The 22,234-nt window shown below is 63.2% G+C and carries 18 protein-coding genes and 2 tRNA genes; 10 read left to right on the top strand and 10 right to left on the bottom strand.

Annotated features, from left to right (window positions below):
* Nucleotides 1–270 precede the first annotated feature (270 nt).
* The 8 genes from ACXAED_RS14605 (at nucleotide 271) to ACXAED_RS14570 (ending at nucleotide 8,540) form a co-directional block, all read left to right on the top strand.
* The gene (locus ACXAED_RS14605) at nucleotides 271–1,854 is read left to right on the top strand and encodes an ABC transporter substrate-binding protein (RefSeq protein ID WP_475050936.1); all 1,584 of its coding nucleotides are present in this window, start codon (nucleotides 271–273) and stop codon (nucleotides 1,852–1,854) included.
* Nucleotides 1,855–2,811, top strand: a complete 957-nt coding sequence (locus ACXAED_RS14600) for an ABC transporter permease (RefSeq protein ID WP_475050934.1) — start codon at nucleotides 1,855–1,857, stop codon at nucleotides 2,809–2,811.
* On the top strand, nucleotides 2,808–3,623 hold the full coding sequence (locus tag ACXAED_RS14595; RefSeq protein ID WP_475050933.1) for an ABC transporter permease: 816 nt from the start codon (nucleotides 2,808–2,810) through the stop codon (nucleotides 3,621–3,623). The genes ACXAED_RS14600 and ACXAED_RS14595 overlap by 4 nt, the downstream gene beginning before the upstream one ends.
* On the top strand, nucleotides 3,620–5,257 hold the full coding sequence (locus tag ACXAED_RS14590) for an ABC transporter ATP-binding protein (protein WP_475050932.1): 1,638 nt from the start codon (nucleotides 3,620–3,622) through the stop codon (nucleotides 5,255–5,257). Before ACXAED_RS14595 ends, ACXAED_RS14590 begins: the two co-directional genes overlap by 4 nt.
* A gap of 215 nt (nucleotides 5,258–5,472) precedes the next feature.
* A complete protein-coding gene (locus ACXAED_RS14585) occupies nucleotides 5,473–6,114 on the top strand; it encodes a DUF1326 domain-containing protein (RefSeq protein WP_475050931.1) in 642 nt (213 codons plus the stop codon).
* 12 nt (nucleotides 6,115–6,126) lie between these two features.
* Nucleotides 6,127–6,945 carry a DUF2182 domain-containing protein gene (locus ACXAED_RS14580; protein WP_475050930.1) on the top strand — a complete coding sequence of 273 codons (819 nt, stop codon included), beginning with the start codon at nucleotides 6,127–6,129 and terminating at the stop codon, nucleotides 6,943–6,945.
* Nucleotides 6,946–7,077: 132 nt separating this feature from the next.
* Nucleotides 7,078–7,914 carry an alkaline phosphatase family protein gene (locus ACXAED_RS14575; protein WP_475050928.1) on the top strand — a complete coding sequence of 279 codons (837 nt, stop codon included), beginning with the start codon at nucleotides 7,078–7,080 and terminating at the stop codon, nucleotides 7,912–7,914.
* A gap of 68 nt (nucleotides 7,915–7,982) precedes the next feature.
* The gene (locus ACXAED_RS14570) at nucleotides 7,983–8,540 is read left to right on the top strand and encodes a DUF4453 domain-containing protein (RefSeq protein WP_475050927.1); all 558 of its coding nucleotides are present in this window, start codon (nucleotides 7,983–7,985) and stop codon (nucleotides 8,538–8,540) included.
* Between the two features lie 6 nt (nucleotides 8,541–8,546).
* Here ACXAED_RS14570 and ACXAED_RS14565 read toward each other — a convergent pair whose 3' ends face one another.
* The 4 genes from ACXAED_RS14565 to ACXAED_RS14550 all read right to left on the bottom strand — a co-directional run bounded on the left by ACXAED_RS14565 (nucleotide 8,547) and on the right by ACXAED_RS14550 (nucleotide 13,785).
* Entirely contained in the window at nucleotides 8,547–9,473 is a 927-nt protein-coding gene (locus ACXAED_RS14565; protein WP_475050926.1) for an alpha/beta hydrolase, read from the bottom strand.
* A gap of 119 nt (nucleotides 9,474–9,592) precedes the next feature.
* Complete coding sequence (locus ACXAED_RS14560; protein ID WP_475050925.1) at nucleotides 9,593–11,488, bottom strand: acyl-CoA synthetase; 1,896 nt, start codon at nucleotides 11,486–11,488, stop codon at nucleotides 9,593–9,595.
* Nucleotides 11,489–11,698: 210 nt separating this feature from the next.
* The gene (locus ACXAED_RS14555) at nucleotides 11,699–13,498 is read right to left on the bottom strand and encodes an ABC transporter transmembrane domain-containing protein (protein ID WP_475050923.1); all 1,800 of its coding nucleotides are present in this window, start codon (nucleotides 13,496–13,498) and stop codon (nucleotides 11,699–11,701) included.
* Nucleotides 13,499–13,711: 213 nt separating this feature from the next.
* Nucleotides 13,712–13,785 (bottom strand) — tRNA-Gly (locus ACXAED_RS14550).
* Nucleotides 13,786–13,960: 175 nt separating this feature from the next.
* Between ACXAED_RS14550 and ACXAED_RS14545 the strand changes: the two genes are divergently transcribed.
* Together ACXAED_RS14545 and ACXAED_RS14540 are read left to right on the top strand one after the other, a co-directional pair.
* Complete coding sequence (locus tag ACXAED_RS14545; protein ID WP_475050922.1) at nucleotides 13,961–14,653, top strand: CbiX/SirB N-terminal domain-containing protein; 693 nt, start codon at nucleotides 13,961–13,963, stop codon at nucleotides 14,651–14,653.
* Between the two features lie 138 nt (nucleotides 14,654–14,791).
* A tRNA-Cys gene (locus ACXAED_RS14540) sits at nucleotides 14,792–14,865 on the top strand.
* Nucleotides 14,866–14,988: 123 nt separating this feature from the next.
* On the opposite strand, the gene ACXAED_RS14535 is transcribed toward ACXAED_RS14540, so the two are convergent.
* From ACXAED_RS14535 to ACXAED_RS14510, 6 genes are all read right to left on the bottom strand, one after another.
* On the bottom strand, nucleotides 14,989–16,602 hold the full coding sequence (locus ACXAED_RS14535; protein ID WP_475050921.1) for an AMP-binding protein: 1,614 nt from the start codon (nucleotides 16,600–16,602) through the stop codon (nucleotides 14,989–14,991).
* Nucleotide 16,603: 1 nt separating this feature from the next.
* Nucleotides 16,604–17,764 carry an acyl-CoA dehydrogenase family protein gene (locus ACXAED_RS14530; protein WP_475050920.1) on the bottom strand — a complete coding sequence of 387 codons (1,161 nt, stop codon included), beginning with the start codon at nucleotides 17,762–17,764 and terminating at the stop codon, nucleotides 16,604–16,606.
* 110 nt (nucleotides 17,765–17,874) lie between these two features.
* Entirely contained in the window at nucleotides 17,875–18,678 is an 804-nt protein-coding gene (locus ACXAED_RS14525; RefSeq protein WP_475050919.1) for an enoyl-CoA hydratase family protein, read from the bottom strand.
* On the bottom strand, nucleotides 18,678–19,130 hold the full coding sequence (locus tag ACXAED_RS14520; protein WP_475050918.1) for a MarR family winged helix-turn-helix transcriptional regulator: 453 nt from the start codon (nucleotides 19,128–19,130) through the stop codon (nucleotides 18,678–18,680). Before ACXAED_RS14520 ends, ACXAED_RS14525 begins: the two co-directional genes overlap by 1 nt.
* Complete coding sequence (locus tag ACXAED_RS14515) at nucleotides 19,127–19,882, bottom strand: SDR family NAD(P)-dependent oxidoreductase (RefSeq protein WP_475050916.1); 756 nt, start codon at nucleotides 19,880–19,882, stop codon at nucleotides 19,127–19,129. The genes ACXAED_RS14520 and ACXAED_RS14515 overlap by 4 nt, the downstream gene beginning before the upstream one ends.
* Entirely contained in the window at nucleotides 19,879–22,173 is a 2,295-nt protein-coding gene (locus ACXAED_RS14510; protein ID WP_475050914.1) for a bifunctional salicylyl-CoA 5-hydroxylase/oxidoreductase, read from the bottom strand. Before ACXAED_RS14510 ends, ACXAED_RS14515 begins: the two co-directional genes overlap by 4 nt.
* Nucleotides 22,174–22,234 lie beyond the last annotated feature (61 nt).

The raw sequence follows: 22,234 nt of genomic DNA, 5'->3' as shown, positions 1-22,234 counted from the left end.
CGGCCAATTCATAAAAAATTCGTCATTTCTGCGCACAAAAATTTCCTGTCGCATTCCGGATGTTTTTTTGATTTACACCCGGCATGGCACCCAAAAACGGCACCTTGATTGAGAAAGGCGACCTTACCTTTGCAGGCCTTGCAGGCGCGTCCGAAGCCACGCCATGCCTTTCGCGAATAACGCTTGCGAGGTGGCAGCAAATGCGCAAATCTTGAACCACCAATCAAAAAAACGGGTGCCTGAAGCACCACAACCAATCGGGAGAACTCTATGAACAGACACATGCAGTATCTGGCCAGTCAGGCTGCGGCAGGCAAACTGTCCCGCCGCGACTTCCTGGGCAAGGCCGCCGCACTGGGCTTTACCGCTGTTTCCGCCAACCTGTTGCTGTCCACCGCCGCCAAGGCGGCCGGCCCGCAAAAAGGCGGCACCATCCGTCTCGGCCTGCAGGGCGGCTCCACCACCGACAGCCTGGACCCGGCGCTGGTCACCAACACTGTTGGCCTGATGGTCACCCGCCTGTGGGGTGAAACGCTGGTCGAGCTGGCCGACGACGGCGGCATCGAAGGCAAGCTGGCGGAAAGCTATGAAGCCTCCGCCGACGCCAAGACCTGGACCTTCAAGCTGCGCTCCGGCGTGACCTACTCGAACGGCCAGAACGTCACCGCTGACGACGTGGTCAAGACCATGGAGCGCCACAGCGGCGAGGACACCAAGTCCGGTGCCCTGGGCATCATGCGCGGCATCAAGGACGTGCGCGCGGACGGCGACAGCGTTGTCTTCGAACTGGACAGCCCGAACGCCGACCTGCCCTATCTGCTGGCAGACTACCACCTGATCATACAGCCGAACGGCGGCAATGACGATCCAGCAGCCGCCATCGGCACCGGCCCCTACATCATGAAGTCCGCCGACATGGGCGTGCGCTTCGTGGCCGAGAAGAACCCGAACTACTGGGGCGATCTGGGCAACGCGGACACCGTCGAGATCATCGTCATCAACGACGACACCGCCCGCGTCGCCGCGCTGCAGTCCGGCCAGGTGGACGTGATCGACCGGGTGCCGCCGCGCACCGCGAACCTGGTGGACCGTGCGCCGAACATCACCGTGCACTCGACCTCCGCGGCCGGCCACTATGTGTTCATCATGCACTGCAACACCGCGCCGTTCGACAACAACGACGTGCGCCTGGCGCTGAAATACGGCATCAACCGCCAGGAAATGGTCGACAAGATCCTGAACGGCTACGGCACCGTCGGCAACGACACCCCGATCAACGCCTCCTATCCGATGTACACCGAGCTGGAACAGCGCCAGTTCGATCCGGACAAGGCGATGCACCACCTGAAGAAGTCCGGCCACGACGGCTCCATCCTGCTGCGCACCTCGGACAACTCCTTCCCGGGCGCGCCGGACGCATCTGCCCTGTTCCAGCAGTCGCTGGCAGGCGCGGGCATCAAGCTGGACGTCAAGCGCGAGCCGAACGACGGCTACTGGTCGGAAGTCTGGAACAACAAACCGTTCTGCACCAGCTACTGGGGCGGCCGTCCGACTCAGGACCAGATGTTCACCACCGCCTACCTGTCGACTGCGGACTGGAACGACACCCGCTTTAACAACGAGCAATTCGACCAGATGCTGGTCGCAGCGCGCGGCGAGCTGGACGTTGCCAAGCGGACCCAGATGTATGCCGACATGTCGACGATCCTGCGCGACGAAGGCGGCCTGATCTGCCCGATGTTCAACGACTTTGTCGAGGCAACCACCGACAAGGTGGACGGCTGGGTCGAGGGAATCCCGGGCCAGGTTCTGATGAACGGCTATGCGGCCAGCAAGCTGTGGGTCAAAGCCTAAATGTCGCCGATTGTAAAACTTCTGGCTCAGCGCGTTGCGCTGAGCCTGCTTCTTTTGCTGCTTATCTCAGTGGTGATCTTTGCCGGCACCATCGTGCTGCCCGGAGATGTCGCCCAGTCCATCCTCGGCCAGTCAGCAACCCCTGAAGCGCTCGCCAACCTGCGGGCAGAGCTTGGCGTCAACGATCCTCCTGTCCAACGCTATTTCGCCTGGCTCTTCGGTGCCATGCAGGGCGATCTTGGCACTGCGCTGACCAGTGGCCAGGACATCGCCGAGGCTCTGAGCAGCCGTTTCTGGAACACCCTGTTCCTGGCCTTCTGGGCCGCCGTGGTCGCCGTTCCGCTGGCAATTTTCCTGGGCCTGCTTGCCGTCCGTTTCAAGGACCGCTGGCCCGACAAGATGATCTCGGCTGTAACCCTGGCCTCAATCTCCATCCCCGAATTCCTGATTGGCTATGTGCTGATGTACTTCATTGCAGTGAAGCTGCAGTGGTTCCCGTCCGTTGCAATGGTCAACGATAGCATGAGCCTGTTTGAGAAGCTGAGCGCCATCGCCCTGCCGGTTGCGGTGCTGACCCTGGTTGTGCTGGCGCACATGATGCGCATGACCCGCGCCGCGATCCTCAACGTGATGCAGTCGGCCTATATCGAAACCGCTGAGCTGAAGGGCCTCAACGCTTTTCAGGTGATCTACCGCCATGCCTTCCCCAACGCGATCGCGCCGATCGTCAACGTGGTGATGCTGAACCTCGCCTATCTGGTGGTCGGCGTCGTGGTGATCGAAGTGGTCTTTGTATACCCCGGCATGGGCCAGTATCTGGTTGACCACGTGTCCAAGCGTGACGTGCCTGTTGTGCAGGCCTGCGGCCTGATCTTTGCCGCCGTCTATATCGGCCTCAACATGATCGCCGATATCGTCGCTATCCTGAGCAACCCGCGCCTGAGGCACCCGAAATGAAGAATATCCCCATTTCTGCACTCATCGGGCTGTTCTTCACGGCCCTCTACTTCCTCGGCGCCATCTTTGCGCCGCTGCTGGCGCCCTATGGCGTTGGCGAAATCGTCGGCGACGTGTGGGAGCCCTCCAGCAGCGATTACCTGCTGGGCACCGACAACATCGGCCGCGACCTTCTCAGCCGGATGATCTATGGCGGCCGCACCACCATCTTCATCGCAACGGCCGCAACTGTCCTGTCCTTCACCCTGGGCTCTGTCCTCGGCTTCTTTGCTGCGGTGATGGGCGGATGGGTCGACCAGGCACTGTCGCGCTTTGTCGATCTGGTGATGTCGATCCCTACTCTGATCTTCGCCCTGGTGGTGCTGTCGGTTGCGCCGGTCACCATTCCGATGCTGATCCTGGTGATGGGCCTTCTGGACGCCACCCGCGTCTACCGCCTGGCCCGCGCTGTTGCGGTCGATATCGAGGTGATGGACTACGTCGAAGCCGCCCGCCTGCGCGGCGAGAAGACTGCTTGGATCATCTTCCGCGAGATCCTGCCCAACGCGCTGTCGCCGCTGATCGCGGAGATGGGCCTGCGCTTCATCTTTGCGGTCCTGTTTGTCTCCACCCTGTCCTTCCTGGGCCTGGGCGTGCAGCCGCCAGAGGCTGACTGGGGCGGCATCGTGAAGGAGAACAAGGAAGGCATCGTCTATGGCATTCCTGCGGCCCTGATCCCGGCCTTTGCCATCGCCACCCTGGCGATCTCGGTCAACCTGGTGGCTGACTGGGTGCTGAACCGGACCACATCGCTGAAAGGAGGCCGCGGATGAGCGATACCCTGTTGAAAGTCCGCGACCTGAAAATCGGCGCGACCATCTACCCGCCCGGGGAACGCCCCCGCGACATCGAGATCGTGCACGGGGTCAGCTTTGACCTCGCGCCCGGCAAGGTCCTGGGACTGATCGGCGAATCCGGTGCCGGCAAATCGACCATCGGCCTCGCCTCCATGGCCTACGGCCGCGGCGGCGTGAAGATCACCGGCGGCGAGGTCTGGGTCAACGGCCGTGACATCCTCAAGGGCAGCCACAAGGATATCCGCAAGCTGCGCGGTGCCGAAGTGACCTATGTGTCGCAATCGGCAGCTGCCTCCTTCAACCCGGCCAAGAAGATCATGGACCAGGTTGTCGAGGCCGCGGTGGAGCAGAAGAAGTTCTCCCGCAAGGAGGCCGAGGCCCGCGCCCGCACACTGTTTGCCAAGCTGGGCCTGCCGGATCCAGACAACATCGGCGAGCGGTACCCGCACCAGGTGTCGGGCGGCCAGCTGCAGCGCTGCATGACCGCGCTGGCGCTCTGCCCGGAGCCCGATCTGGTGGTGTTCGACGAGCCGACCACCGCGCTCGACGTGACCACCCAGATCGACGTTCTGATGGCGATCAAGGAAGCGATCCGCGACACCGGCGTCGCTGCGCTCTACATCACCCACGACCTGGCGGTTGTGGCGCAGGTGAGCGACGACATCATGGTGCTGAAGATGGGCAACACGGTCGAATACGGCAACGTTGACCAGATCATCAATGATCCGCAAGAGGAGTACACCAAGGCGCTGGTCTCGGTCCGCTCCATCGAGCATGAGGAAAAGGCCCCGACCGCGGAACCGGTGCTGAGCGTGAGGAACATCACTGCGCGCTACAAGGGCACCCAGTTCGACGTGCTGCACAATGTGAACGTCGATCTGTATCCCGGCCAGACACTGGCGGTGGTGGGCGAATCCGGCTCCGGCAAATCGACCCTCGCCCGCGTGATCACCGGCTTGCTGCCGCCGCGCGAGGGCGAGATCGAATTTGCCGGCCGCACCCTGTCCCCGGACCTCAAGGGGCGCACCCGCGAGGACCTGCGCGAGCTTCAGATGATCTACCAGATGGCCGACGTGGCGATGAACCCGCGCCAGACCGTCGGCACCATCATCGGTCGCCCGCTGGAGTTCTACTTCGGTATGCGGGGCAAGGAGAAGCGCAAGCGGATCGTCGAGCTGCTGGACGAGATCGAGCTGGGCGAGAAGTTCATCGACCGCTACCCGGCGGAGCTGTCCGGCGGCCAGAAGCAGCGCGTCTGCATCGCCCGGTCGCTGGCGGCCAAGCCCAAGATGATCATCTGCGACGAGGTCACCTCGGCACTCGATCCGCTGGTGGCAGACGGCATCCTCAAGCTGCTCCTGGAGCTGCAGAAGATCGAGAATGTGGCCTATCTGTTCATCACCCACGATCTGGCAACCGTGCGCGCCATCTCGGACAACATTGCGGTGATGTATCAGGGCAAGGTGCAGCGCTACGGCGGTAAGTCCAAAGTGCTGAGCCCGCCGTTCGATGACTACACCGACCTGCTGCTGAGTTCCGTACCAGAGATGAAGCTCGGCTGGCTGGAGGAAGTGATCGCCCACCGCAAGATGGAAAGCGCCGGCCACTGAAACCACCCTAGGATGCAAAGCCCCTGCCCCAGTGCGGGCGGGGGCTTTTTCCTTTTTCAGCCCTTCCCGTTTTGTGGTACTTTGACGCCACGGGGAGAATGCGGCGAAACCTGCCGCAAACAATAGCATCATCACTGAGCGCAGCTGATTTCCTGCAGGCCGAGCCCGAAACCTCCGGGCAGTTTTGCTTTTCAGGCAGAACAGGAGGGAACCTCATGACGGATTGGGCCATTCACGGACTGGAAATTGCCAACTGCAACTGCTTGCCGGGCTGCCCCTGCCAGTTTTCGCAGCTGCCTAACGACGGCACCTGCGAGGCAATGCTGACCTTCCGCATCGACACCGGGCACTACGGGGATACCAAGCTGGATGGTCTGCTGGCCGCAGCGATCTACAAGTGGCCGGGCCCGATCCACGAGGGCAACGGCGAGATGCAGCTGATCATTGATGAGCGTGCCACCGCGGACCAGAAGACCGCGCTGGAAGCCATCATGACCGGCCAGGACACCGCCGATTTTGCGACGATGTTCTTTGTCTTCAACGCCATGTGCACGACCAAGCACGACACCCTGAGCGCGCCAGTCTCCCTGAGCTATGACAAGGAAACCGGCAAGGGCCATGCCAAGGCCGGTGATATCGGCGAAACCTCAGTGGAACCGATACCGCATATCGTTTCCGGAGACCCGCATTCCGTGCAGATCAAACTGCCGAACGGGTTTGAGTACGCCGAGGCCTCGGTGGCACGGGGCAGCACCCGCACCCCAGGCTCTGCCATCAGCCTGCAAAAGAACAGCAATACGCACGCCCATATCGCAGAACTGCACCTGACCGGTTCAGGCGTCCAGCGCGCGGCATAAGCAGCGATGGGCGTGCAGCAGGACATGCAGGGGCCTGCCGAAAGGCTGGCCCGCCACGACCAGGCAATAGTCATCAGCGCGGCCGGGTTTGTTGTGCTGCTGAGCGGGCTCTACACCGTCTTTGGCATCGGAATGGACATGAGCGCGGTCGATATGACCCGCATGGCCGGCCCGGTCGGTGCGCCTATGCAAATGGGGGCGGACCCGGTCTGGACACCAGCCTACACAGTCCTGATCTTCCTGATGTGGTGGATCATGATGATTGCCATGATGACACCCAGCGCAGCCCCTGTCCTGCTGCTGTTCACCGCCATCAAGAAAGCCGGCTCCCGCCCCGCCCAGGCGCCGCTGCTGAGCCTCTTGTTCCTGAGCGGCTACCTGCTGGCCTGGGGCGCCTTTTCGGCCGCAGCCACCGCCTTGCAGTGGGGGCTGGAAACAGTTGGGCTGTCGGATGGCCCGATGATGTCGCTCAGCAGCCGTGCCTTTGCGGGTGCTTTGCTGCTGGCGGCGGGCGCCTATCAGTTTACCCCCTACAAGCACGCCTGCCTTCTTCATTGCCGTATGCCGGTACATTTCCTGACCGCGCATCACCGCACAGGTTTGGCTGGTGCTGTGCTGATGGGCGCCCACCACGGGGCGTATTGCCTGGGCTGCTGCTGGGCATTGATGCTGCTGCTGTTCGCCGGCGGGATCATGAACCTTTACTGGATCGCAGGCATTGCATTGTACGTGCTTGCGGAAAAGCGACTGGCGCATGTCCGGCTGTTCGTCCCGGCAGCCGGCATCCTGCTGATGCTGGCCGGCGTCTACCTGATTGCCACCGCATTCTGAGTCGCAATCGACGTGCCGGATCTCCCGAAAATGCCGGTTTCAGACCATCCATTCGCTTTTTGAATGGCGCTTCAAGAATCTGACACCAGAATGGGGCACCGAAGCCACCGCAAGGCAAAAGGGATTCGGGCCATGGACACCAAACTTCTTCTCATCATTCTGGACGGCGTGCCCTGGCGCAACTTCCGCCGCCTGTTCGGCAACCTGGAAGGATGGGTGGACAGCGGCGATGCCCGCGTCTGGAAGCTGCGCAGCGTGCTGCCATCGATTTCGGCCAGCTGCTATGCCTCGATCCATACCGGCGTGGCGCCTGCCATTCACGGCTGCACCGGCAACGCCAATGTGTTCCGGCTCAAGGAAAAGGACGTGTTCAGCCAGGTTCGCGAAGCTGGCGGCGTGACCGGTGCGGTGGCGCACAGCTACTGGTCCTCGTTCTTTAACCGCCACCCGTTCGATTACGTCCGCGACATCGAATACGACGAGCCTGAAGGCAAGACAATCAACCACGGCCGCTTCCACACCATGACCGGCTATGGCAAGGACAACCAGATGACCCCGTCCGATGTCGATCTGTTCGGCACGCTGACCAATCTCTGCCTGCGCTTCGGCCTGGATTACGGAATGCTGCACACCTGCACGCTGGACAGCATGGGCCACCGCTATTTCCACGACTGCCAGGAAATGGACCACGCCTGTTTCGTGATGGACGAGATGCTGGCCCCCTTCATCACCCGCTGGCGCGATCTGGGCTACGAGGTGATCGTCACCGCAGACCACGGCCAGGACGAGCGCGGCCACCACGGCGGCCGCAGCCCGCTGCAGCAGGAAACCGCGCTCTATTACTTTGGCGATGCCGACGGCCCCGACCACAGCGATGTCATCGACCAGCGCCAGCTGGCGCCGACCATCCTTAAACGGCTGGGGGCACCCATTGCCGAAACCATGAAGGCGGAACCTTTCCTGAAGTAACGCGACTGCGGCGGCTGTGTGCTAGGATAGCTTTCAGCCGCCGTTTCCAGTTGCCAGGAATGATTGCCATGAAATGCCTTGTTGCCGCCCTATCCCTGTTTGCCGCGCCGGTTCTGGCCAGCGATACCTGCCACGACCTGTGGTTCACCAGAAACGCAATCATCGACCGGGCAGGCTACTGCTTTGGCTCGCCTCTGGGGCAGGCCATTTTTGACAACACCGGTTGCATCGGAAAATCCGTCAACCTGCCGCCGCAAGACGCGCGGACGGTGGCACTGATCAGAGAATTGGAAGGGCGCATAGGCTGCCGGGTCAGCAACAAGCAGTCCTATCTGAACCTGGACGACTTGCATCTGCGCTATCAGCTATGGGACCTGCCGGTGCACGATGAATTCGAGGGCGCCTGCCTAGGCTGGCTGGGGCCCGTGATGGGCCTCCGGGCCGGGCACCGGCCGGACGCCCCTCTGGTCGGGCAGATCAATCCCGGCGACTACATCAAGTTTTCGCATATCCCGGTTGGGAACTGGACCTACGTCACCACCTCGGGCCCGGACTGGCAGTTCATCAGCGGAGGCTGGCTTGACACCTCGCAGTACGAGGAGCGGTGCCGCGACTTTGCCGGCTAGACGGATCTAATCGTCATAAGCCCAGATCCCCTGCCCCAGTGCTTCTATCGCAATCGAGATCCGCTCGAAACTGTCGCGGGCGCGGCTGACGCTGTGGCGGGCACGCAGATAGCCGTGGATCAGCCCAGGCTCGTTGATCCAATGCGCTTTGCCGCCGTCGGCGAGGATGCGGTCCCGGTAATCGCGCGAGTCGTCCCGGACCGGATCGCAATCTGCGGTCACCAGAACCGTCGGCGGCAAACCGGAAAAATCGCTGTCCCGCAGAGGCGCAAACAGAGGGTCGCCCTTGGCCGCGGCTTTGTCCGTCCGGATGTCCATGTAATATAGAACATCCTCGCGGGTCAGCATCGGCGCCTGCGCGTGTTCGATATAGGATCCCTGGTCCATATCGCCGCCAAAGACACCGTAGATCAGCACCTGCCCCAGCAGCGCATCGGTCCGCCCCCGCGCGTGGTGCGCCACAGCAGCACAGATGTTCGCCCCGGCGCTGTCGCCCGCCAGCACGACCCCCTTGCCATAGGTCTCCTCGACCCAGTTCAGCACCGTCCAGGCGTCTTCGAACGCGGCGGGGTGCTTGTGCTCCGGCGCCAGGCGGTAATCCACCGCCACCACCCGGTAGCCGGTCTGGACGCAGATCTCGGCGCATATGTCGTCGTGGCTGTCGAGCCCCCCGACCACAAATCCGCCGCCATGGCAGTAAAGCACCGTGCGGGTAGGATCGCCCGCAGTATAGATACGCACTGGCACACCATCGGCCCGGGAGTTCTTGAGGGACACGACGTCCGGCCGCGGCGCCCGGAATTCCCGCGCCATGGAGTCGTAGATGCGGCGCTGCTCGTCTATGGACATCTCCACGGCATCATCAGGGTAGAGTTCCCCGGTCTTCTGGATGAAATCCCAGGTCTCCTCGTCGATCAGCCGTTCGTAATCCATCTGCGAGCCTCCCTGCACGCCCCGGTTTTCCCGAGCCTAGGCAGAGATTCCCGCAAATGGAATGCCTGATTGAAAAAGCGCCCCGCAGGGCGCTTCTGAAGTTGCGTGTTCCCGCAGCATCATGCCGCTTGTGCGGGCTCCCACGGGCGGGTGAAGCTGTTCAAAACGCCGGAAATCTCCGCCTCGGCGCAGCCATTGGCTTCCACCTGGGCCACAAGCCCGCGCTTCTTGTCATCTGTGACACTGACAACACGCGCGGCCAGGCCCGCCTTCTCCAGCGCGCCGTTGTAGACGCGGGTGATGGCGTGTTTGCGCAGGTCGGGCTTGAACACCTTGCCAACGGCAGTTTTCGGCAAAGCGTCCAGCACGGTCAGATGCTTGGGGATCGCCGCGCGCTCATGCACGTGGATCTTGCAGTATTCCAGCAGTTCCTGCTCGCTGGCCGTGGCACCCTCCACCAGCTCAACAAAAGCACAGGGCAGCTCCCCGGAATGGGCGTCCGGCTGGCCGATCGCTCCGGCAAAAGCCACCGCGGCATGCCCCAGGAGCGCTTCTTCGATCTCCGCCGGGTCGATGTTGTGGCCGCCGCGGATGATCAGGTCCTTGGCGCGGCCGGTGATCCACAGGTAGCCATCCTCGTCGATGCGGCCCAAGTCCCCTGTGCGCAGGAATTTCTCCTGATAGTAGAGGTCCACGTTCTTTTCGGCCTCGGTATAGGTGTTGCCGGCAAAGACCCCCGGATTGGAAACGCAGATCTCGCCAACCTCATCCACCCCGCATTCCATCGGTCCGCCATTGGTGTGCTTGACGATCCGCACCTCCGTGTAGGGCAGCGGGATGCCGACAGACCCGACCTTCTTCTCACCGCCCGGCGGGTTGCAAGACACCAGGCAAGTGGCCTCCGTCAGGCCATAGCCTTCGACAATGGTGACGCCTGAAGCGCTTTCGAACCGCTTGAACAGCTCCATCGGCATTGGCGCCGACCCCGAGAAGGCGGTTTTCACCGACGAGATATCCGCGTTCACCTCCCGCTGCATCAGCGCCGATACCGCCGTGGGCACGGTGATGATGAAGGTGATGTTCCAGCGTTCTATCAGCTTCCAGAAGTTGTCGAACACGCCCTCGCCGCGATAGCCCTGCGGTGTCGGGAACACCACATGCGCGCCAGAAGACACCGCTGCCATCAGAATGACATGCACCGCAAAGACGTGGAACAGCGGCAGCGGACAAATGATGTTGTCTTCCTCGCTGAACAGCAGGGTACTGCCCAGCCAGCCATTGTAGACCAGACCCGAGTATTTGTGCTGCGCCACCTTGGGCATGCCCGTGGTGCCGCCAGTGTGGAAGTAACAGGCGACCCGGTCACCGTCGCTGTCGGCGAAGCTCAGCGTCTTGGGATGCTTCGCCATTTCCTTGGCAAAGTTCATGTAATCGGCATGGGCAGCCTTGGCCTGGTTTTCCAGCTTGGGCCGCACCAGCGGCACGATCCAGGATTTGGGCGGTGTGAGATAGCGGTTCAGGTCCACTTCCAGCACTGTGTTCACGCCCGGCGCATGGCGCACTGCCTCGGCCACTTTCTGCGCCACGTCGGTCTTGGGGAAAGGCCGCAGGGTCACCACCACCTTGGCCTTGGTCTCGCGCAGGATCGAGGCGATCTGCTCCGGCTCCAAGAGCGGGTTGATCGGGTTCACGATCCCCGCCACCGCGCCGCCCAGCATGGTCACCAGCGTCTCGTTGCAGTTCGGAAGCACATAGGCGACCACGTCCTTCTCGCCGATGCCCAGCGACCGGAACATGTTGGCCGCCTGGCACACCTGCTCTTTCAGCGTGCGCCAGGTCAGGGTTTCCGCCTTGTCCTTGGGGCCAGAGAAGATCTGATAGCTGACCGCGTTGCTGTCCGGATATCTGTCCGCCGTGCGCGACAGCAGCCCATACAGCGTGGCTGGAAGATCCCGCGCCTCATACGGCATTTCATTCTGCAGCGCGTTACGGTCCGTAATCCCGCAAAAACCCATTCGTCTCCTCCCCGTGCCCCGGTGTTTCGGGGTGTGTTCTCGTTCGCCACAGACTATTGCAAACACGCATTTGCGCAAGCTTTGGCACCGGGTCACGTCAAGGCAGGTTGCGGCATGACGTGACGCCAATTCCGCTGAGATACGGGCGATTGCCGAAAAAAACGCCCCGGACAGGGTCCGGGGCGTCAGGAATCATGCAAAAGCTTTCGGTTATTCTGCCGCCAGCCCCTCGGTGAACTGCAGCTTGGCCAGCCGCGCGTACAGACCGCCCTGCGCCACCAGTTCATCATGGCTGCCCATGGCCACGATCCGCCCCTGGTCCATCACCACGATCCGGTCAGCCTTTTTCACAGTGGCAAGACGGTGCGCCACAATCAGAGTGGTGCGGCCCTGGCTCAAATCATCCACCGCGGCCTGCACCAGCCGTTCGCTTTCCGCATCAAGTGCCGAGGTCGCCTCATCCAGCAGCAGCACCGGCGCATCGCGCAGGATCGCGCGGGCAATGGCGATCCGCTGCTTCTGGCCGCCCGACAGCATCACCCCGCGCTCGCCGACAAAGCTGTCGTAGCCATCCGGCAGTTTCGAGATGAACTCATGCGCCGCGGCAGCCTTGGCAGCGGCTTCAACTTCCGTGTCAGAGGCGTCCGGGCGGCCAAAGCGGATGTTCTCGCGCGCCGACGCGGCAAAGATCACCGGATCCTGCGGCACCAGCGCGATATGGCGGCGGAACTCGTCCCGCTGCAGATGCTTCAGCGCCACGCCGTCCAGCTTAACCGCGCCCTGATTGGGATCATAGAACCGCTGCAGCAGCTGGATAATGGTGGTCTTGCCCGCACCGGACGGGCCGACAAAGGCAACTGTTTCGCCCGGCTGCACCGTCAGCGACACCTCCTCCAGCGCTGAGACGTCCGGGCGCGACGGATAGCGGAAGGAAACATTCTCGAACGCGATCTCGCCCTTCACTGGCGCGGGCAGAACCTGCGCCACCGCCGGATCCACCACGGTGTCCTCAGCGTTCAGCAGTTCCACCAGCCGTTCGGTCGCGCCTGCAGCCCGCTGCAACTCGCTCCAGATCTCAGACAGCGCAGCGACAGAGCCCGCAACCAGCACCGCGTAGATCACGAACTGGATCAGCGTGCCCTCGGACATCACACCGGCGCGCACATCGTTGGCGCCCATCCACAGAACGCCGACAATGCCGGAAAACACCAGGAAGATCACGATCACAGTCAGCAGGGCCCGGGTCCGGATCCGGCGGCGAGAGACGTCGTAGGCGGTTTCCGTCATCTCGCCGAACTTCAGGCGGCTGGCGTCCTCATGAGTGAAGGCCTGCACTGTCTGCACCGCTCCCAGCGCCTCCCCCGCATTGCCGGAAGAGGCCGCGATCCAGTCCTGGTTCTCCTTGCTGATGGCGCGCAGGCGGCGGCCCAGAAACAGAATCGGGACGATCACCGCAGGCACGATCAGCAGCACCATCATCGTGAGTTTCGCCGAGGTCAGCAGCATCAGAACCATACCGCCGAGGAAAATCAGCAGGTTGCGCAGCGCGATCGACACCGACGACCCCAGCACCGATTGGATCAATGTGGTGTCGGTGGTGATCCGGCTCAGGACCTCACCAGTCATAATGCGTTCGTAAAACTCCGGGCTCATGCCGATCACCCGGTCGAACACAGCCTTGCGGATATCGGCGACGACCCGTTCGCCCAGGCGCGTCACCAGCGCGTAGCGCACGCCCGTGCCCACGGCCAGCAGAGCTGCAATCCCAAGTGCTGCACTGAAATAGAGGTTCAGCAGCTCGGAATCGGAAACCCGGAAGTTGTCCACGACCCGGCGCACCGCCAAGGGCAGCGTCAGCGACAGCGCTGCCGTCAGCACCAGCGCGCAGGTGGCTGCGAACATCAGTCCCCGGTAGGGCCGCATAAACGGCCACAGGGCCGAGAGCACGCCAATCTTCCGGGACTTCTCCCGCTCCTGTTCCGCGTTCGGGGCCGCTTGTCTCCGCGCCATTCCGGATCCTTCTGCACTTTCAGTCTTGCGGGCTGAGATCCCGCGCATTTGCCAATGGTTCATGGCCCCGCAGGCCCCGCACGTCAAGCGCAGAGCAGTTTCAAACAGCGCATGAAAACAGCGGCAGCCCGCGTCACACTGTATCAGCGCGGCGGTCAGGCAGGCAGCGGCGGGCTCGCAGCCGGGTCAAGGTGTCAAGACAGGGAGAAGGTCTGGAGCGGGTAGCGGGAATCGAACCCGCACCTTAAGCTTGGAAGGCTCTTATGATACCATTTCACCATACCCGCTCAGGACATTTGCTGATTTATGGGAAGCGCCGGGGAAGGTCAACCGTCTTGATTTGCTTTCTCCGGGCACCGCTGGAAATTTTCGGACGGCCCTTGCGGAACACCCCCCAAGCCCCCCAAATGATGGGATAAATCTGCTGCCTTGCAGCCCCCCTGAAGGATCCGGACGCCCGCTGTGACCCAAAGCCCCCGAACCGCCGTCATCACCGCCCACGGCCAGCCCTCCGCGCCTGTTCCGGCCGAGGCGGATCTGGCAAAACTCGCCGCCGAAGTTGCTGCGTTTCTGCCGGGGTGGGACATCCGCTCCGCCACCCTCGCCACGCCGGGACGGCTGGAGGAGGTGACAGAGGACGGCGCCGTGGTCTACCCGTTCTTCATGTCGCAGGGCTATTTCACTGCCAAGGTGCTGCCGGCGCGCCTGGAAGGGGTCAATTGCCGCATCGCGGCGCCTTTCGGCCTGGACGCCGCCCTGCCCCCGCTGGCGGCCCAGGCAGTTCATCACGCGGCGCGGGCGCAAGGGTGGGGAGCGGACGGGTTCCACCTGCTGCTGGCCGCCCATGGCTCTGCCCGCGGCCCCAAGGCAGCCGAGGCCGCCGAGGCCTTTGCCGCCGGACTGCGCCCGCTGCTGCCTGGCTGCACCGTGTCACCAGGCTATGTCGAACAGGATCCCCGGATCGAAACGGTTGCAGGGCCGCTGCCCGCCCGCGCGCTCTGCCTGCCGTTCTTTGCCCAGGCCGGAGACCACGTGAAAGACGACATTCCCGACGCGCTGCAGGCTGCCCGGTTCGACGGCCCCGTGCTGCCGGTCACAGGCGCACTGCCGGGCGTTCCCAGCCTGATCGCCGAGGCGATCCGCACCGCAGCGTGAACCCGCGGGCCTTGACCCGCCCCCTGCCAGGCGGGAAACTACCTATCCGGAAAGAAAAACAATTTTGGCCGAGGCAAAGGCAAAACGCCTCTTGCACCAGCGCCGGGCATGTGATTAATCACGGCTTACACCACGGATGGCGAGTTGGCGGAGTGGTGACGCAGCGGATTGCAAATCCGTGTACACCGGTTCGATTCCGGTACTCGCCTCCACATCCTCCTGTCGAAATTCCATGAAAAGTCAAAGCACTGCCGCCGCACGGCATGTGCCTTGAAACGTTTCACCCAGCGGCGCCAAGGCCGCCAGGTGCATTTCGCTGGCGGCGCCCGCCGCAGCTACCCTTTCAGCCGGAACCGCTGGATCTTGCCGGTTTCCGTCTTTGGCAAGGCCTCCGCGAACACGACCGAACGAGGATACTTGTAAGGTGCGATCACCGCCTTCACGTGGTCCTGCAACCGTTTGACAAGATCCTCCGACGGTGCCTGCCCCTCGGCAAGAACCACATGCGCCTGCACGATCTCGCCGCGGGCCTCGTCCGGGGCGCCGACAACTGCGCATTCCGCCACCGCCTCATGTGCCAGCAGCGCCGCCTCCACCTCCGGCCCGGCAATGTTGTAGCCGGCCGAGACAATCATGTCGTCGTTGCGCGCGGCGAAATGCAGATATCCATCCGCGTCCTGGATAAAACTGTCTCCAGTGATGTTCCAGCCGTCCTTGACGTAATCCGCCTGGCGGCCGTCGGCGAGATAACGGCAGCCGGTCGGCCCCTTTACCGCCAGACGCCCGACCTCGCCGTGCGGGGCTTCGTTGCCGTCTGCATCCAGCACCTTGACCTGGTAGCCGCCCACCGGCTTACCGGTGCAGGCGGGCCGGTGGTCGCTGAACCGGTTGGTGATGAAGATATGCAGCATCTCCGTCGCGCCGATCCCGTCCAGTATCGGCTTTCCGGTCTTGCCCATCCACTCCTGATAAACCGGCGCGGGCAGGGTTTCACCCGCCGAAACCGCCGCCCTGAGCGATGACAGATCCGCGCCCTCGTCCATCGCCCGCAGCATCACCCGGTAGGCGGTCGGGGCGGTGAAGCAGACAGTCGCCTTGTACTTCTCGATGATCTCGATGAGGTTCTGCGGAGAGGCATTCTCCAAGAGTGTTGCCGCCGCACCGAACCGCAGCGGGAAAATCGCCAGCCCGCCCAGGCCAAACGTGAAGGCCAGCGGCGGCGAGCCGACAAACACGTCCTCCGGCTGCACATCCAGCACTTCGCGGGCATAACCGTCAGCGATGATCAGCAGGTCGCGGTGGAAATGCATCGTCGCCTTGGGCGACCCGGTGGTGCCGGAAGTAAAGCCCAGCAGCGCCACATCATCCCGCCCCGTCTTAACCGCCTCATAAGTGACCGGTTTCTCCAGAGCCAGCCGGTCCAGCTCCGCATCGTGGTTGGAGGTGCCGTCGAAACCCACAACCGTGTTCAGGAACTTCAACTCCTTGGCACAGGCGACCAGCTCATCCTTCAGCCGGGTGTCGCACAGCGCGTGGGAGATTTCAGCCTTGTCGACGATCTTGGCCAGCTCCCCCTTGCGCAGCATCGGCATGGTGTTGACCACCACCGCGCCCGCCTTGGTCGCCGCCAGCCAGCAGGCCACCATCGCCGGATTGTTGGCGGAGCGGATCAGCACCCGGTTGCCGGGCTTCACCCCCAGATCCTCGGTCAGCACATGGGCCAGCCGGTTGGTCCAGTCGGCCAGCTCCTTGTAAGTTCGGTAGCGTCCGTTGCCGATCAGCGCGGTATGGTCGCCGAAGCCCTTCTCCACCATCGCATCGGTCAACTCGACCGCCGCGTTCAGGTATTCGGGATAGTCGAACCCCTCCAGCAGGAACTCCGGCCACTGGTCCGCTGGCGGGAGGTTGTCCCGGGTGAAAGTATCCGCATGGGCTGATGGTCCCAGCATCTCAATTCCCTCCCTGAAAGGCACCAAGGGCCTGACGAGCGATCACCACCCGCTGCACGTCAGAGGCGCCCTCGTAAATCCGCAAGGCGCGGATATCGCGGTAAAGTTCTTCCACCTTCTGGCCCCGGCGCACACCGTCGCCGCCGTGCAGCTGCACCGCCTTGTCGATCACCTGCTGCGCCTGATCGGTGGAGAACAGCTTGGCCATCGCGGCCTCCCGCGTGACGCGTGCCGCGCCGGAATCCTTGGCCCAGGCGGCGCGGTAGACCAGCAGCGCGCTGGCATCCACATCCAGCGCCATATCGGCGATATGGCCCTGCACCATTTGCAATTCAAACAGCGGCGCGCCTTGCACCTGCCGCTCCGTCACCCGCTGCAGCGCCTCGTCCAGCGCCCGGCGGGCAAAACCCAGCGCCGCCGCCGCCACGGTGGAGCGGAACACATCCAGCACCGACATCGCGATCTTGAAGCCCGCACCGGGCTGCCCCAGCAGCGCCGATTTCGGAATTCGGCAATCGGTGAACCGCAGCGTCGCCAGCGGATGCGGCGCGATCACCTCCTGGCGCTCCGCAACCTCGAACCCAGGCAAGCCTGCGGGCACGACAAAGGCCGAAAGCCCCTTCGCCCCCGGCGCCTCGCCGGTGCGGGCAAACAGCGTGTAGACATCTGCAATGCCGCCGTTGGAAATCCAGGTCTTCTCGCCGTTCAGCACATAGTGATCGCCATCCAGCGTGGCGGTCATGGTGGAATTCGCCACATCCGACCCCGACTGCGGCTCGGTCAGCGCAAAGGCCGAAATCGCCTTGCCTGCCCGGGTCAGCGGCAGCCATTCCGCCTGCTGCTCCGGCGTGCCAAACAGCGAGATCGCACCGGTACCCAGCCCCTGCATGGCAAAGGCGAAGTCGGCCAGCCCGTCATGGCGCGCCAGCGTCTCGCGGATCAGGCACAGGCTGCGCACATCCAAGGTCTCGCCGGCTTCGGCACCGCTGTGCCGGGTCCAGCCCGCCGCGCCAAGCGCCGCCACCAGCGAGCGGCAGGCCGCATCCGTGTCGGAATGATCAATCCCGCCCAGATGCGCCCCGGCCCACTCTTCCAGCTCCGCCGCCAAGGCACGATGCCGGTCTTCAAAGAACGGCCAGGTTAGAAAGCTCTTGTCCGCCATCCGCGTCTCCTCCCGGTGAACAGGCTGCGCGCCCGTTTCATCTTTCCCCAAATACTCCCGCCGGAGGCACCCGCGCCCTCCTCCGGCGCAGGTCCCAGCGGTGCCGCGGCTCAGTCGCCTTCAAACAGCGGCTTTTCCTTCTTCACAAAGGCATGATAGGCGCGCTCGAAATCTGCTGTCTGCATACAGATCGCCTGCGCCTGCGCCTCCGCTTCGATCGCTTGCTCAATCGACATCGACCATTCCTGCGCCAGCATGGTCTTGGTCATCATGTGGCCGAAGTTGGGGCCCGCCGCGATCCGCTCCGCCCAGCTTTGCGCTTCAGCCGCCAAGTCATCCGCCGCCACCAGCTTGTTGTGGAAGCCCCAGGCATACCCCTCGTCGGCGCTCATCGATCGCCCGGTATAAAGCAGCTCCGCCGCCCGCCCCTGGCCGATGATCCGGGGCAGGATTGCGCAGGCGCCCATGTCGCAGCCCGCCAGACCCACACGGGTGAACAGGAACGCAGTCTTCGCCTCCGGCGTCGCGATCCGGATGTCGGAGGCCATGGCGATGATCGCGCCCGCGCCCACACAAATGCCGTCAATCGCCGCAATCACCGGCTTGCCGCAGTTCACGATCGCCTTGACCAGATCGCCGGTCATCCGGGTGAACGCCAAAAGCTCCTTCATGCTCATCTTCGTCAGCGGCCCGATGATGTCATGCACATCACCACCGGAGCAGAAATTGCCGCCGTTGGAGGCAAAGACCACCGCCTTGACGGTATCGTCGTAATGCAGGTCCCGGAACCAGTCGCGCAGCTCGGCGTAACTTTCGAAGGTCAGCGGGTTCTTCCGCTCCGGCCGGTCCAGCGAGACGGTGGCAACACCGTCTTCGATCCGGCACAAAAAGTGTTTCGGGTCCGTATTCAGCATCACGACTTGCCTCCGTTTTCCAGACGCCGGGCCACCGCGTCCAGGCTTTCTGTTATTCTCTGCGCCTCATCCGCAGTCAGCCCGTCGAAGGCTGCATTGATCCAGCCCTCATGGGCGTCCGCTTGACGGGCAAACTCCGCCTTGCCCGCTGGGGTCAGCCGCACCAGGTTGGCGCGCCGGTCGCCCTCGACCTTCTCGCGCAGCACATGGCCGTCCTCGACCAGCCGCTCGACGATGCCGGTCACATTGCCGTTGGAGACTTTCAGAACCCCCGACAGCTCGCTCATCTTCAGGCCCTTATCGTGCTGCATCAGCGCCGCCATCACGTCGAACCGCGGCAGCGTGGTTGCGAAATCACGGCGCAGGTTCTCGCGCACTTCGCTCTCCACCGCCTTGGTGGCCTTCAGCACCTTCAGCCACAGCCGCAGGCGGTCTTTCGAAGTTGTGCTCAAATCTCCCCTCCCGATATGGGCAGCGCGCTGCCGTTGACCGACCCAGCGCCTGCGCTGGCCAGCCACAGCGCCGCATCCGCCACTTCCCCCGGCTGGATAAAGCGATCCTGAGGATTGCCGCGGCGCAGGGATTTGGCCGCCTGTTCCTCTGTCATCCCGGTCTTTGCCACGATGTTGTCCACCGACCTTTGCAAGAGCGGCGTTTCAATGAAACCCGGGCAGATCGCATTCACCGTCACCCCGGTCTTCGCCAGCTCCACCGCCAGCGCCCGCGTCAGGCCCACAACGCCATGCTTGGCCGCGCAGTAGCCCGAAACATAAGGATACCCCTTCAGCCCGGCGGTGGAGGCAATGGCAATCAGCCGCCCCCAGCCTTGGCCCTTCATCCCCGGCAGGCAAGCCTGCCACAGGTTGAAGACACCGGTCAGATTGACCGACAGCGCCGCCTCGAAATCCCCGGTGGTCATCCGTTCAAAGGGTTTGGACGGCGCCGCACCGGCATTGGCCAGCGCGATGCCCACCGGCCCGTTGGCCTCCACCGCCTCCTTCAACGCAACGTCAAGCGTCCCCCGGTCGGTCACATCGCAAACTGCCGCGAAAGCGCCGGTCGCGGCCGCCACCTCCTGCAACGGCTCCATGCGGCGGCCCAGGATGGTGACCTTGGCGCCGCCAGCGGCAAACCGCGCGGCAAGCTCGGCGCCGACGCCCGAGCCGCCGCCGGAAATCACCGCATGTTTGCCCGCCACACTCATGCCCGGATCACCTCCGCCTCGCGGTCGGCCAGCCGCCACAGCTGATCGCGGCCCGCGTGATAAGGCAGCGGCCATTCGCCATGCCGGTCACCGATCCGCGCCGCCTCGTGCAGGCTCCAGTAGGGATCAGCCAAGTGCGGGCGGCCGACGCAGACCAGATCCGCCCGGCCCGCCATCAGGATCGAGTTTGCATGGTCTGCCTCATAGATATTGCCGACCGCCATGGTGGCAATCCCGGCCTCGTTGCGGATACGGTCGGAGAACGGCGTCTGGAACATCCGCCCGTAAACCGGCTGCGCATCAGTGGAGGTCTGCCCGGCGGAGACATCAATGATATCCGCACCGGCTGCGGTGAACGCCTTGGCGATCTCGACCGCGTCCTCCGGCGTCACGCCTTCGTCGCCGACCCAGTCGTTGGCCGAGATACGGACAGACATCGGTTTCTCTTCCGGCCAGACCGCGCGCATCGCCTGAAACACCTCCAGCGGATAGCGCAGGCGGTTTTCCAGGGAGCCGCCGTACTCATCCGCGCGCATGTTCGATTTTGGCGAGATAAAGGACGAAATCAGGTAGCCATGCGCCGCATGAAGTTCGATCATGTCAAACCCTGCGCGCTCTGCCATCTGCGCTGCGGCCACGAATTCCGCCTTGATCGTGTCCATTTCTTCGCGCGTGACCTCCCGCGGGGCCGGGTTGTTGTCCGACCACGGGATGGGTGAGGCCGAGACCGTCTCCCAGTTCCCGTCAGGCAAGGGCGCGTCCATCTCCTCCCAGCCCAGCTGGGTCGATCCCTTGCGGCCCGAATGGCCGATCTGGCAGCAGATCTTTGCGCTGGTTTCTGCATGGACGAAATCGGTCAGCCGCTTCCACGCCGCTTCATGCTCCGGCGCATAAAGCCCCGGACAACCGGGCGTGATCCGCCCCTCCGCCGAGACACAGGTCATCTCGGTATAGACCAGCCCCGCCCCGCCCTTGGCACGCTCGCCATAATGGATCAGGTGCCAGTCTGTCGGGCAGCCCTCCACCGCCTTGTACTGCGCCATGGGCGAGACCACGATCCTGTTCTTCAGCTCCATCCCGCGCAAGCGGTAAGGCGCGAACATCGGCGGCCGCACCGGCGCATCCGCGGGCGCGCCTGCCTTGTCCTGGAACCACTTCTCGGCGCTTTGCAGCCACTCTGCATCCCGCAAGCGCAGGTTTTCGTGGGAAATACGCTGCGAGCGGGTCAGCAGCGAGTAATTGAACTGCACCGGATCCATGTCCAGGTAGCGCTCGACTTCCTCAAACCACTCCAAGGAGTTGCGCGCCGCCGACTGCAGCCGCAGCACATCCAGCCGCCGCTCCTCCTGATAGCGTTCAAAGGCGCGCTCCATTGAGGGTTCCGTGGTCAGCAGCTCCGCCAGAGCAATCGCGCTGTCAAACGCCAGCCGCGACCCCGATCCGATGGAGAAATGCGCCGTGGCAGAGGCATCGCCCAGCAGCACCACGTTCTCATGGTGCCACTTTTCGCACAGAACCCGCGGGAAGTTGATCCACACCGCGGCTCCGCGCAGATGCGCCGCGTTGGACATCAGCGCGTGACCGTCCAGGTGATCTGCAAAGATCTCCTCGCAGGTGCGGATGATCTCCTCCTTGCTCATCCCCTCAAAACCCCAGTTCTCCCAGGTCTCGGCCGAGCATTCGACAATCACCGTCGCGGTGTCATCGTCGAACTGATAGGCGTGGATCCACATCCAGCCGTGCTTGGTCTTCTCGAAAATAAAGGTGAAGGCGTCGTCGAATTTCTGATGGGTGCCCAGCCAGATGAACTTGCAGGGGCGCACGTCGATTTCCGGTTTAAAGTGTTCCGCGAACTCATTGCGCACACTGGAATTCAGCCCGTCGCAACCAACCACCAGATCATATTCCTTCCGGTACTCAGCAGCGGTCTTGGCAACGGTCTCGAACTGCAGGTCCACCCCTAGCTCGCGCGCCCGGTCCTGCAGCAGCAAGAGCATTTGCTTACGCCCGATCCCGGCAAAGCCGTGGCCGCCCGACACAGTGCGAACCCCGTTATGGACAACCGCAATGTCGTCCCAATAGGCAAAACTCTCCCGGATCGCCGCTGCGCTTTTGGGGTCGTTTTCGGTGAGGTTCTCCAGCGCGTCATCCGACAGCACCACGCCCCAGCCAAAGGTGTCATCTGCCTTGTTGCGCTCGATCACCGTGACCTCGGCGTCCGGCTGGCGCAGCTTCATCGAGATCGCAAAGTAAAGGCCGGCAGGCCCTCCCCCAAGACAGACGACTTTCATGACCATCCTCTCCCGCTCAGCGCTGATTACGGAGATCAGGATAAGCGGGTCCGAAAAAACT

The organism is Leisingera sp. ABM4_103 (genome assembly GCF_056158685.1).
This window is presented reverse-complemented; position numbering and strand designations above follow the sequence as displayed.